Source organism: Streptomyces sp. SPB074 (genome assembly GCF_000154905.1).
GTDB lineage: Bacteria > Actinomycetota > Actinomycetes > Streptomycetales > Streptomycetaceae > Streptomyces.
This window is the reverse complement of the sequence record NZ_GG770539.1, coordinates 6,063,030-6,063,553: the sequence shown is the minus strand read 5'-3', so window position 1 is coordinate 6,063,553 and position 524 is coordinate 6,063,030. Positions and strand designations below refer to the sequence as shown.

Annotated in this window: 1 pseudogene; it reads right to left on the bottom strand. The window is 76.5% G+C overall.

Annotated features, from left to right (window positions below):
• A pseudogene (locus SSBG_RS25725) lies at positions 1–474 on the bottom strand (primosome assembly protein PriA); the annotation flags it as partial.
• Between the last annotated feature and the right edge of the window lie 50 nt (positions 475–524).

Here is a 524-nt window from a genome sequence, read left to right as displayed (position 1 = left end):
CGGGACGGCGAGCTGGAGGACATCGGCGAGGCTGCCCGCGTAGCGCTCGGCGACCTGGCGGGCGAGCGTGAGGAGCGCGGGCGACAGGACGGGCTCGGGCGAGACGACCTGGGCGAGCGCGGCGAGCGGCCCCTGGTAGTCGGAGGTCGCGACGCGCTCCACGAGGAACCCGTCGACGAGCCCGCCGCCCTCCCTGCGCCCGCCGCGCACCTGCCCCTTGCCCGCCCCGAAGCGCACGCGCACCCGTACCCCGGGGCGGGCCTCGGCGTCGAGTTCGGCGGGCACGGCGTAGTCGAAGGTGCGGTCGAGGTGGACGACGCCCTTGTTGACGAGCACGCGGGCGACCGGCAGGTGCTCCGCCGTGGCGGCGCCCCGCCAGGTGCGCGGCTTGGCCCGGGGCGGGCGCGCCTTGCGCACGCTCTCCCGGATCAGGGCCAGCTGCTCCGCCCCGTTCGGCGGCTCGTCACTGCTCACGCTCTCAGATGTACCAGAAGCCTCGGACAGCGCGGCGCGCTGTCCGGACG